The sequence below is a fragment of the Streptomyces nanshensis genome (assembly GCF_001751255.1).
Taxonomy (GTDB): Bacteria; Actinomycetota; Actinomycetes; order Streptomycetales; family Streptomycetaceae; genus Streptomyces; species Streptomyces nanshensis_A.
Genome location: NZ_LJGW01000304.1, coordinates 1 through 11,101, shown reverse-complemented (window position 1 = coordinate 11,101; position 11,101 = coordinate 1). Strand labels below are relative to the sequence as shown.

At 72.1% G+C, this 11,101-nt stretch carries 11 protein-coding genes and 1 pseudogene; 7 read left to right on the top strand and 5 right to left on the bottom strand.

The genetic code is table 11. The features are described from left to right. Together AN218_RS17935 and AN218_RS17930 are read left to right on the top strand one after the other, a co-directional pair. A partial coding sequence (locus AN218_RS17935) for an MSCRAMM family protein (protein WP_171908711.1) occupies nucleotides 1–832 on the top strand: 832 nt, incomplete at its 5' end. 413 nt (nucleotides 833–1,245) lie between these two features. After that, nucleotides 1,246–2,076: a YceI family protein gene (locus AN218_RS17930; protein ID WP_070017902.1), complete on the top strand. Its 831-nt coding sequence runs from the start codon at nucleotides 1,246–1,248 to the stop codon at nucleotides 2,074–2,076. Between the two features lie 327 nt (nucleotides 2,077–2,403). Here the strand turns inward: AN218_RS17930 and AN218_RS17925 are convergent. Next, nucleotides 2,404–3,489 (bottom strand): annotated as a pseudogene (locus AN218_RS17925) (N-acetylmuramoyl-L-alanine amidase); the annotation flags it as partial. A gap of 364 nt (nucleotides 3,490–3,853) precedes the next feature. Then, on the bottom strand, nucleotides 3,854–4,375 hold the full coding sequence (locus AN218_RS37545) for a M23 family metallopeptidase (RefSeq protein WP_070017900.1): 522 nt from the start codon (nucleotides 4,373–4,375) through the stop codon (nucleotides 3,854–3,856). Between the two features lie 453 nt (nucleotides 4,376–4,828). On the opposite strand from AN218_RS37545, the gene AN218_RS17915 reads away from it, so the two are divergent. Then, nucleotides 4,829–5,575: a class I SAM-dependent methyltransferase gene (locus tag AN218_RS17915; protein ID WP_070017899.1), complete on the top strand. Its 747-nt coding sequence runs from the start codon at nucleotides 4,829–4,831 to the stop codon at nucleotides 5,573–5,575. A 74-nt stretch (nucleotides 5,576–5,649) separates the two neighbouring features. Here the strand turns inward: AN218_RS17915 and AN218_RS17910 are convergent, their stop codons facing one another. Together AN218_RS17910 and AN218_RS17905 are read right to left on the bottom strand one after the other, a co-directional pair. Next, entirely contained in the window at nucleotides 5,650–5,847 is a 198-nt protein-coding gene (locus tag AN218_RS17910; RefSeq protein ID WP_070017898.1) for a ferredoxin, read from the bottom strand. 68 nt (nucleotides 5,848–5,915) lie between these two features. Continuing rightward, the gene (locus tag AN218_RS17905) at nucleotides 5,916–7,121 is read right to left on the bottom strand and encodes a cytochrome P450 (RefSeq protein WP_070017897.1); all 1,206 of its coding nucleotides are present in this window, start codon (nucleotides 7,119–7,121) and stop codon (nucleotides 5,916–5,918) included. A 133-nt stretch (nucleotides 7,122–7,254) separates the two neighbouring features. Between AN218_RS17905 and AN218_RS17900 the strand changes: the two genes are divergently transcribed. The 4 genes from AN218_RS17900 to AN218_RS17885 all read left to right on the top strand — a co-directional run bounded on the left by AN218_RS17900 (nucleotide 7,255) and on the right by AN218_RS17885 (nucleotide 10,175). After that, complete coding sequence (locus tag AN218_RS17900) at nucleotides 7,255–7,995, top strand: TetR/AcrR family transcriptional regulator (RefSeq protein WP_079132293.1); 741 nt, start codon at nucleotides 7,255–7,257, stop codon at nucleotides 7,993–7,995. A gap of 377 nt (nucleotides 7,996–8,372) precedes the next feature. Continuing rightward, nucleotides 8,373–8,996 (top strand): hypothetical protein, encoded by a 624-nt coding sequence (locus AN218_RS17895; protein WP_070017904.1) that lies wholly within the window; start codon nucleotides 8,373–8,375, stop codon nucleotides 8,994–8,996. A 116-nt stretch (nucleotides 8,997–9,112) separates the two neighbouring features. Further along, entirely contained in the window at nucleotides 9,113–9,448 is a 336-nt protein-coding gene (locus AN218_RS17890; protein WP_070017896.1) for an ArsR/SmtB family transcription factor, read from the top strand. A gap of 1 nt (nucleotide 9,449) precedes the next feature. Beyond that, on the top strand, nucleotides 9,450–10,175 hold the full coding sequence (locus AN218_RS17885) for a cation efflux transmembrane domain-containing protein (RefSeq protein WP_070017895.1): 726 nt from the start codon (nucleotides 9,450–9,452) through the stop codon (nucleotides 10,173–10,175). 208 nt (nucleotides 10,176–10,383) lie between these two features. Here AN218_RS17885 and AN218_RS17880 read toward each other — a convergent pair whose 3' ends face one another. Then, nucleotides 10,384–10,875 carry a GNAT family N-acetyltransferase gene (locus tag AN218_RS17880; RefSeq protein ID WP_070017903.1) on the bottom strand — a complete coding sequence of 164 codons (492 nt, stop codon included), beginning with the start codon at nucleotides 10,873–10,875 and terminating at the stop codon, nucleotides 10,384–10,386. Nucleotides 10,876–11,101: the final 226 nt, after the last annotated feature.

Below are 11,101 nucleotides of genomic sequence, written 5' to 3'. Positions count from 1 at the left end.
CGGGCGCCACGCGGCACGGGCGGCGCTTCCGGCCGACGACGACCCGAACGAGCCGCTGGTCTCCTCCCGGCACGCGGTGCTCGGCACCGTGCGCAACGTGGAGGGCCGGGGCGTACCCCGCGCCGCCGTGACCCTCATCTCGCTCAGCGGCCGCCAGCTCGGCCGGTCCGTGGCCCGGGCCGACGGCCGCTACGGCATGGACACCCCCGGCCCCGGCAGCTACGTCCTCATCGCCGCGGCCGACGGTCACCAGCCGCAGGCGACGACGGTCACCGTCGGCGAGGAGCCGCTCAGCCACGACGTGCTGCTGGCGGCGACCAGCGGTCTCGCCGGGCGCGTGCGCAGCTCGGGCGACGGGCAGCCGGTGCGGGCGGCGATGGTCGTGGTCACCGACGACCGCGGCGAGGTGCTCGCCACCGGACGGACCGGCGAGCGCGGCGAGTTCAGCTTCGACGAGCTGGTCACCGGCACCTTCACCATCGCCGTGAACGCGCCGGGGTTCCGGCCCGTGGCGCGGCCGGTGGAGGTCGAGGGCCAGGGCATCACCCGTATCGACGTCGAACTGGCGGCGGGGGCCCGCGTGCAGGGCGTCATCCGCGCCGGCGTCGACGCGAGTCCGCTGCCGGACGCGAGGGTGACGCTCGTCGACGCGGCGGGGAACGTGGTCGCCACCGCGACCACCGGTGAGGACGGCGCGTACGGCTTCACCGACCTCGACGCCGGCGAGTACTCGATCATCGCCAGCGGCTATCCGCCCGTGGCGAGCGCGGTGAGCGTGGACGGTCCGGGTCCGGACGCCCACGACATCGAGCTGCACCACCCGGACGAGTAGGGGCCGCCCTGCCGTGCGCCCGTACGCTCCCGCCCCGCGAGCCGCCCGTCACACGGCGGCCGCGGCCGGCGGGCGCCGTACGGGGACGGCGGCGGGCAGCGGACGCCGACGTACGGAGACGTACGCACACGGACGGAAGCGGACGGAAACAGACGCCGCACGGGGGCGCGGCCAGAGCTCAAGCGGACGCCGGGCGGGGGTCGGGCGTGCGCGTACGGGCAAGGGGAAGACCGGTGGACGGCGAGGTACCGAGGCCGGAACCGGAAGGTCCCGCCGGGCACTTCACGCCCCCGGACGCGGAAGGAAGACTGGGCGGGGGCCGTCGGGCAGGACGGCTCCGGCCCCGGCTGCCGGGCTCGTCACGGGGCGGGCCGGGCAGACCGGGTCTGAACGACGAAGGAGCGTATCGACAGATGGCAGGCGCAGGCGTACGGGCGCAGATCCACACCCGTGAAGGGTGGCCGGTGCAGCACGCCGTGCTGACCGTCACCGACATGACGGGTGTCCAGGTGCTCCGCGTGGAGGCCGACGACGAAGGCGTCGCACAGAGCGAGGAGGCACTGCCCGCGGGCCCTTACACGGTGATCGCCACCGCCATCGGCTACGCGCCCGCCGCGGCCACGGCGCTCGTGACCGCCTCCGGCCGGGCCGACCTGGGGACGCTCGTCCTCGTACGGCAGGGCGGCACCGAACTGCCGCCGCCGGGACCGTGGACCGTCGACCCCGTCCACTCGACGGTGGGGGCGACGGCGCAGCACCTGGGGATCTCCAGCGTCCACGGGCGCTTCACCGACTTCCAGGCCCGTATCGAGATCGACGAGGACCCGGAGAAGTCCTCGGTGGAGGCGGTCATCCAGGCCGCGAGCATCAACACGGGCAACAGCATCCGCGACGCGCATCTGCGCTCGGAGGACTTCCTCAACGTCGAACGGCATCCTCAACTGACCTACCGCAGCCACGCGGTGGAGCCGGCGGGCACCGACCGCTGGACGGTGCACGGCTGGCTCGCGATGCACGGTGTCGTACGGGACGTGGCGCTGAGCCTGTCGTACCTGGGCTACGGGCCCGACGTGTGGGGCGGCACCCGGGCCGCGTTCCGCGCGACGGCGGAGCTGAAGCGCGAGGAGTTCGCGATGAACTACAACCAGATCGTGGCCGCCGGGATCGCGGCGATCGGCACGACGCTCAGGATCGAGCTGGACGTGCAGGCGGTGCAGGGCGAGGAAGTGCCCGACATCGAGTAGGCCGGGCCTCGGGCCCCGGACATCGAGCGGATCGTCCGGGGCGCGCGCCCGGCACGGGCTCCGTACGGCTCCGAACGGACGGAACGCGGGCGGGCGGTGGACGNGGGGGACGGCGGGCGGAGCGGCGACGGCAGAACGGCGGCCGCGCGGGACGGCTGAGGGCCTCCGGGCCCCGGGCCCGGCTCCCGGAGTACCCGAAGGCCCTCGTATGAACGATTCGGTGGCCCGGCCCCCGTGGCGCCGGGCCGCCGAATCACACTGCGCTCCCGGACCTCGACTCGTCCGGGAATTCCGGCCGTCGGGCCGGAGGGCGCGTGACGGGCGTCAGCCGTTCACGTAGCCCATGTACGTGTCCCAGTTCCAGTTCGGGCCCGGGTCGGTGTGGTCGTTGCCGGGCACCTCGTTGTGGCCCACGATGTGCTCGCGGTCCTTCGGGATGCCGTGCTTCTCGCACAGGTGCTTCGTCAGGGCGCCCGAGGCCCGGTACATGGCGTCGGTGAACCAGGACGGGTCGTCGATGAAGCCCTCGTGCTCGATGCCGATGCCGGAGGCGTTGCCGCCCCTGGCGTGCCACGCGGTGTCGGCGTCGCGCACCATCTGCGTGATCTCGCCGTCGGAGGAGCGCACGACGTAGTGGGCGCTGACCTCGGCCTCGGGGTTCTTGAACCAGCTGATCGTCCCGGCGTACTCGCCCTGCGTGACGTGGATGACGACCTGCGAAATGGCGGCGTCACGGCCGGTGTTGTAGTTGGCCGGGTCGGCCGGGTTCCAGATGGCCGGCGGGTAGTCGTCGCTCTTGGTGCCGGTGCCCGGGGCCGCCGCCTTCGCGAGCTTGCCGCGCTCGGGCGTGACCTTCTCCGGGGACATCCGGACCGAGGTGCCCTTCTTCGGGATGCCCTTGCTGACGAAGTCGTAGGCGGCGTCGGCGTAGAGACGCTTGAGCGAGGCGCCCTCGGCGCCGCCGTAGGCGGCGACGGCCGGGTACCAGGCCTCGACGCGGTCGCGGTCGGCCGCCTTGAGGCCGGCCTTGTCGGCCTTGGCGCGCAGCACGGCCGCGCCGCCGCGGATGTTGGCGGCGTCGTTCTTCTTCAGCTCGGTCTTCGACTCACCGGTGATCTCGGCGGCCTGCTCCAGCGTCTTGCGCTCGGGGTTGCTGACCAGGTGCATCACGCCGAAGCCGTTGTCCTGGCTGGGCTTGCCCTTGTGGCCGTCGAGGTGGGTCTCGGCGTAGCCGACCGCCACGAGGAGGTCGCGCGGCACGTCGAACTCCGAAGCGGCCTTGGTGAACGCCTCGTTCATCGTCGGCTTGTCCGTGGACGTCGCGGCCGTGGCCTGCTGACCGGCCACCGCGAGCCCCGCGACGAGCGCGCCGCCGACGGTCGCTGCCAGGACTCTCTTGCGTGTGCTGTTCATCGGCACTGTCGCCTCTCTGCATCCGGCTCCGGCGCGTGGTGGGGGGATCGAGCTCCTGGCGCCGGCCGGCGCGCCGGATCAAGGCCGGCGCCAGGTGAGGTGGCGTGGTACGCCCGTACGCCGCCGGGCACGTGAAGTGCCGCGGCTTTCGGCGCTGTTCCTGTGGGGGACGGTGTGGGCCGTGCCGCCCGGCCGGAGTCGCGGCCGGACGGCGGGCCTCGTGCGTGGTGCGTGGTGCGTGGTTCTCGGTGCTCGGTCCTGGTGCGTGGTGCGCCTGCTCGGTGCGCCGTGCGCGTACGCCGTGCGTGGGGTGCGCGCGCCGTACGCTCCGGCCGCCGCCTTACCTGCGGGACCGGTTACGCGGTCAGGGCTGGCACGGCAGGGAGACGCCGCGCTCCGACATGTACGCGAGCGGGTCGTCGCCAACGCCGGTGCCGCCGTCGAGGTGGACCTCGAAGTGCAGGTGCGGGCCGGTCGATTGGCCCTCGTTGCCGACGGAGGCGATGCGCTGACCGCCCTCGACCGGGTCGCCGACGTTCACGAACCGCTCGTTCATGTGGCCGTACTCGGTGACCGATCCGTCCGGGTGCTTGATGCGCACCCACTGCCCGTAACCGGAGGCCGGACCGGACTCGGTGACCTCACCCGGGCCCGCGGCGAAGATCGGCGTACCGAGCGGTGCCGCGAGGTCCACGCCGTCGTGGCCGTCGTGGTAGCCCTGGCTGATCTCGGCGCCGACGGGGCAGGCGGCGGGGAACGCCGCCTTCTCGCCGTCGGCCGTTCCCGCGCTCGCAGGCACGGCGACGGCGGCTGCGATCACACAGCCGCCGGCGGCGGCGAGCGCGAGCAAGGTGCGCTTGGTACGCCTGCTGTGGGGAAGAGGCATGGGGGGTTTCCTTCCACGGGGGAAGACGGATTCCGTGCGACCGCCAGTAGAAGCACCGGGCCATGTACGCGACAACCCCGTTCGGCCAACAAGTGACACTTTCTGTGTCACGTGAAGGTTTTCGGCTGCGCGAACCGTGTGCAACGCGGCCAACTCGGGCTCGTTCTTCCTTGGTTCGACCACTGAAGGAAACTGCCGTCTCACGTTATGGACCAACTGGGCAGTGTCCGCAGGTGTATTCAGGTACGAAATCCGTAGCACTGTGTGAGGCTCGGGCCCGCGCCCGCGACGCGTACGGGCCGAGGCCGCCGACCAGCGCATTCGCGTACCCGGCTGCCCGTCGCGAGGCCGCCGCCCGCGCGCTCCGCCGCAACTCGACGGCGTTCACCGGCGGTTGACGCACCGCCCCGATATCCGCTGGCGGCGCCCGAAGGCGCCGGATAGACAGGCCCGATGGTGGACCGCTTCTTCTCCGAGCCCGAACTCGCCGAGCTCTACGACACGTTGAGCGCGGACCGCGACGACCTCCGCTTCTATCTGCCGCTGGTGCTCTCCGCCCGTTCGGTGCTCGACGTCGGCTGCGGCACGGGCGAACTGCTGCACATGGCACGGGAGTCGGGCCACACCGGCAGGCTCTGCGGGCTCGATCCCGCCGGGGCGATGCTCGCGCAGGCCCGGCGCCGCCGCCCGCACGGCGTCGAGTGGGTGCTCGGCGATCTGCGCGACCACGTCTGGGACGGGGAGTTCGAGCTGGCCGTCATGACCGGGCACGCCTTCCAAGTCCTGCTCGACGACGCGGAGTTGCGCTCCGCGCTCGCCGCCGTCCGTGCGTGCCTCGTCCCCGGCGGCCGATTCGCCTTCGAGACACGCCATCCGGCGGCCCGCGCGTGGGAGCGCTGGATCCCGGAGTACGAGGTGGAGTTCACCGGCCCGCACGGCGACGTACTGCGCTCCCGGTACGAGACCGAGGCGGCGCCGCAGGCCGGCGGCGGCCTCGTTACCTTCACGCACACCGTCACCGGACCCGGCGGGGAGCGTCCGCGCACCTCGCGCAGCACGCTGCGGTTCCTCGGCGCGCAGGAGCTGTCGTCGTTCCTGGCGGAGGCGGGACTGACGGTCGCCGAGCAGTACGGCGACTGGGACGGCTCGCCGCTGACCGGGGACGGCCCGGAGATCGTCACGGTCGCGGTACGGAGCTGAGCGGGGTCCAAACGGCGCCGTCGCCGGCGCCCGTCCGTCCGTCCGCTCCCTCCGCCCGTCAGTCCGTCAGTCCGTCAGTCCTCGGAGAGGCTCAGCGCCCCGCTCGGGCAGATGCCGACCGCCTCGCGTGCACCCTCCAACTCGCCCCCGCCGGGCCGTTCGACGAGGACCACGACGGTGCCCTCCTCCTCGTCCTGGTCGAAGACCTCCGGCTCGCTGAGCACGCACTGTCCCGCGCCGACGCACCGCGAGGTGTCCGCGACGATGCGCATCCCTCCTCCTTTCCCGCTCCCGCTCCCGTTCGATCCCGTGCCGTTCCCGCTCCCGCTCATCCCGACGCCTACCAGGTGACGGGGAGTTCGTAGAGCCCGTAGATGTTGCTGTCGTCCTTGAAGGGGAGTTCGTCGGCGGGCGCGGCGAGACGCAGCCCCGGAACGCGCCGGAAGAGCGTCTCGAAGACCATCTGCAGCTCCATCCGTGCCAGGTTCTGGCCGAGGCACTGGTGCGCGCCGAAGCCGAAGGCCACGTGGTGCCGGTCGCCGCGCCGCAGGTCCAGTTCGCCGGGCCGGGGGAAGACCTCGGGGTCGTGGTTCGCCGAACTGCCCAGCCCGAGCACGCCTTCGCCGGCGCGGATGAGCACGCCGCCGATCTCGACGTCCTCCGTGGCGACACGTGAGGTGACGGCGTCGACGATGCTGAAGTAGCGCAGCAACTCCTCGACGGCGCCGGGCAGTACGTCCGGGTCGGCCTCCAACTTCTCCCGCTCGCCGGGGTGTTCGAGGAGCGCGAACGTACCGAGCGAGATCATGTTCGCCGTCGTCTCGTGCCCGGCGATCAGCAGCAGCACCGCGAGGCTCACCAGATCGGCATGGTCGCCGCGGCCGGTCTCCCGCTGCTTGAGCACCTGCCTGCCGAGCAGGTCGTCGGTGGGTTCGCGCTCCTTCTCGGTGATCAAGTCGTCGAGGTACGCCCGCAGTTCGTCGCGTGCCTGCTCGCGTCCCGCCAGCGGCTCCGTACGGCGCAGCAGCCGCCCCGAACGGGACTGGAAGAACTCGTGGTCGGCGTACGGCACCCCCAGCAGCTCGCAGATGACCAGCGACGGGACCGGCAGCGACAGCGCCCGTACGAGGTCGGCCGGGCGGGGTCCCGCCAGCATCGCGTCCACGTGCTCGTCCACGATCTGCTGGATCCGGGGGCGCAGCGCCGCCATCCGCTTCACGGTGAACTCGCCGACCACCGCACGCCGCGCCGGCCCGTGCTCCGGCGGATCCATCGCGATCAGCGACAGCTTGAAGCGGGCCGCGATCTGCTGCTGCCCCTCGACGAACACGGGGAAGCCGGGGTGGGTGCGGTCGGAGCTGAACCGGGGGTCGGCGAGCATGGCCCGTACGTCCTCGTGCCGGGTCAGCGCCCAGGCGGTACGGCCGCCGGGCAGGGTCACGCGGGAGACCGGCGCGTTCTGCCGCATCCCCTCGTACTCGGTGGGCGGTGAGAAGGGACAGGTGCGCTGTGCGGGGAGTGTCACCGTGGGCTGGTCGCTGGTCATGGGACCCCAATCCGGGACATGGTTTTCCGTATGCGGATCTTCAGCGCGCGCTCTCTCACGGTAGTTATGTGGATGATTTTCGTCCACATAACAAGGTGAAAGAATCGGCCAACTTCCTTTGAAAGGTGGGGACATGGCAGCCGGCTCCAGCTCGGCCTCCGCGACGGGCACCGGTACGGGCCCGAACGCCGGTGTGGGTACGGGTGCGGACGTGGGCGCGGTCGGCGCGGACTCCGCGCCCTTGCGCGCCGACGCGCTCCGCAACCGCGAGAAGATCCTCGCGGCCGCCAAGGAGATCTTCGCCGTCCGCGGTCCCGAGGTCCCGATGGACGACATCGCCCGCCGGGCCGCGGTCGGCGTGGCCACGCTCTACCGCCGCTTCCCCGACCGCGAGACCCTGATCCGCGCGGTCGCGCAGGACACCTTCGCCCGCGTGCTGGAGCACTTCCGCGCGGCCGTCGCCGAAGAGGCCGGCGCATGGGACGCCCTCGTACGCATGCTGCGCAGCTCACAGGAGTTGCAGCTCAGCGTGCAGTTGGCCCTGCACTCGCCGCTGGCCCGCGAGACGCTGCGGGACGACCCCGGTACGGGCCGGTTCCGCAACGAACTCCTCGGCGTACTCGACCAGGTCGTACGCGCCGCCCAGGAGGAGGGCACGCTGCGCACCGACATCGGCGCGGGCGACGTCGCGGTCCTCATCTCGCTGCTGCTGCGCCGCACACCGGGGCCCACGGACGGTACGGACACCACCGCCCTGGAACGCGCGACGGACCTCATGCTCGACGGCCTCCGCGCCCGCCCGGACGTCGCGCCGCTGTCCGGATCCGCCCTCTCCGTCGAGGACTTCGAGTCCCGGGCGAAGGGGAACCTCTGAGGAGGTCGGGGCTGCGGGCCGAGGCTGCGAGCTGAGACGTCCGGGGGCGAGGAAAATGCTTCGCCCGCGCCGCCGGCGCCCTGCCACGCTGCCGCGATACGGAGCAGCACCCGCAAGGCCCGCCTCCTGGACGAACTCGCCCCCGCGGACACCGTCCGCGTGAGGACCGACGGCCGCACGGTCACGGAGATCGCCCACGAGGTGACGACGGCCACGGGCTGGCTCGCCCCGAACTCCACACCGTAGGCGGGGGCGGGAGGGGGACCCGCCGTGAACTCTCGTCCGCCACCGCCCCTTTCGTCGCTCCTGCCCTTCGCCCTGCCGTCTCCGCGGAAGCGTGGACACACCTGTCCGAGCCGGCTGGCAGAGTGTCCGGCATGGAACAGCAGCAGCTCACGTCCGCTCGCCTCTGTGTCGTGGACCCGGACTTCGATGCTCAGTGCGACCGTACGGAGAGGCTCCTGCTGACGCCCCTGGCCGAATCCACCCGGGCCATGCCCCAACACGACCTGCTGGTCGACGGGTTGGCGGCCTTCCGGCACAACCGGGAGTCACTGGCCGAGGCGGTGGCGCGAGGGCCTCGGGTGTGGACGCCCAACGGCCGCTTCGAACATGAGGGCTTGAGGATCGTCGGCTTGCCGACGGCACGCATCGACCTGCTCTACGCGGTGCTGCGTGAACTGTCCGGCGCCCTCGTGGCGCCGCAGGACTCCGCGGAGGGCCCGGAGGGGCTTGCCGCCGCCCTCGACGACCTCCCCTCCGCGGACGAGACCGCCGACGCGGGCACCGCGGCCGGACTGGTGGGTGCGCTGGCCCGCGTGATGTCGCTGATGGACCTGTCCCCGGACGCGGACACGGCGACGCTGTCCGCCGCGCTGGAAGCCGCCGACGGTGACGACGTGAGGCTGACGTACGCGGAAGAGGACGCCTGGCAACGGCTCGCCCACCGCGTGACGATGCTGCTGACGGAGTCCTCTCCGCTGCACCGCTTTCTGTACTGAGCGCAGCTCTGAACTGAGCACAACTGTGAGCGCGGCGGCGGCCAGGCGGCCACCCGCGGCATGCACCGAGACGGTTCAGCCTTCCATGAATTCACGGATCTATGTACGGTAGCGGAATGTTGTCTCTCGCTCCCGAGGTCGAGGTGCTGACCCGCTTCGGCCGTGCGCTCGCCGACCCGATCCGTTGCCGTCTGCTCCTCTCCTTGCGGGATGCGCCGGCCCATCCGGCCGATCTGGCCGAGGAGTTGGGGATCTCCCGTACCCGGCTCTCGAACCATCTGGCCTGTCTCCGGGACTGCGGGCTGGTCGTCGGCGTCCCCGTGGGCCGCAGGACGCGCTACGAACTCGCCGACCCCCGCCTCGGGCACGCGCTGGACGATCTGCGCACCGCGGTGGTGGCCGTGGACGCGGGACGGACCTGCCCGGACGCCGACGAGAAGGGCTGCTGCTGAGATGAACGCGATCTCGCTCGGCCCGTCCCCGGATCGGCGTGAAGCGCTCAGCCGCCGCATCCGCCTCCTCGTCGCGGCCACCATCGCCTACAACGTCGTCGAGTCGGTCGTGGCCGTCACGGCCGGGAGCCTGGCCTCGTCCACCGCCCTGATCGGCTTCGGCCTGGACTCGGTGATCGAGGTCTCCTCGGCCGCGGCCGTGGCCTGGCAGTTCGCCGCCCGGGAGCACGCCGTACGGGAGGCGCGGGAGCAGCGGGCCCTGCGGATCATCGCGCTCTCCTTCTTCGCGCTCGCCGCCTACGTGAGCGTCGACGCCGTCCGCGCACTCGCCGGCGCCTCGGACGCGGACCGTTCCCTCCCCGGCATCGTCCTCGCCGCACTGTCCCTGGCGGTGATGCCGTTCCTGTCTGCGGCTCAACGCCGCGCCGGACGCGAACTCGGCTCCGCCTCCGCGGTCGCCGACTCCCGGCAGACGCTGCTGTGCACCTACCTCTCCGGCGTACTGCTGCTCGGCCTGCTGGCGAACGCCACGGTGGGCTGGTCCTGGGCGGACCCGCTCGCCGCGCTGGTCATCGCCGCCGTGGCACTGAAGGAAGGCCGCGACGCCTGGCGTGGCGAGGGATGCTGCGCCGCCCCGGCGGCTTCCGCGGCTTCCGCGAACCATGCGGCACCGGCCGCCACGGCGGACGCGTGCGGCTGCGCGCGGGGCTGCGTCTGCTGCGCCTGAGCACACCGGGTACGGACGCACACGCCGCGGTCGGTCACCCGAAGAGCGGGCCCGCCGAGCCGACGACACGACTCCAACCCCCGGAACGGGTAAGCCTGTTGGCGTACGAGCCCACTGAACTGCCCGAGTGGTCCCGGCTAGTCCTCGACCTCGACCGCGCAACCCGGCGCCGCGCGCTCGCCGGTGGACCGGTGAAAGCGACTGCGCCTCACGCGAGTTGCTTCCGCATCAACGCGCACGTCGTTTCGTAGCGGTACAACGATCCGTCCGGGGCTTGCTCGTCCCATGAGTCCGGCTGACGGTCGTACGCGACATAGCCCAGTCGTTCGTACAGCGCACGGGCCCGGGGATTGTTCTCCTCCACGGCCAGCTCGGCCTGCCGCAGACCACGGTTCCTGATCCGCAGCTCTGCGGCTCCGATGAGGAACGTGCCGATCCCGCAGGACTGCAACGCGGGATGGACCGCCAACTGCCACAACGTGCCGGCGCCGTCCTTCACTTGGTAGTCGATGCCGCCCTTGGCCACAGGGATCCCGCTCGCGGGGCAGACCGCGAGGTAGTCGACCTCGCCGTTCCGGGCACGTTCCAAATGCCGGGCGACACCGGCCAGATGGTGGTCGGACCCCGCCCACCCACACGACGCCAGGTCCGCATGCACCATGTCGCGGACTGACAGCTTCACAACAACGTCGGTCGTCATCAGCACCCCCGGCGAACCAGCTTCCACGCCGACCACACGAGCCGCAAAGCCGTTTCCTCGCCGAAGCTCCTTGCTCACCAGTCATCGCACACCGGCGGCCGGGCACGCGCCGCCGCCGCCGAACGACCGTGACGATGGCGGGGCGAGGGATGCTGCGCCGCCCCCGCCGCCCCCGCGGCTTCCGCGGACCGTGCGGCACCGGCCGCCACGGCGGACGCGTGCGGCT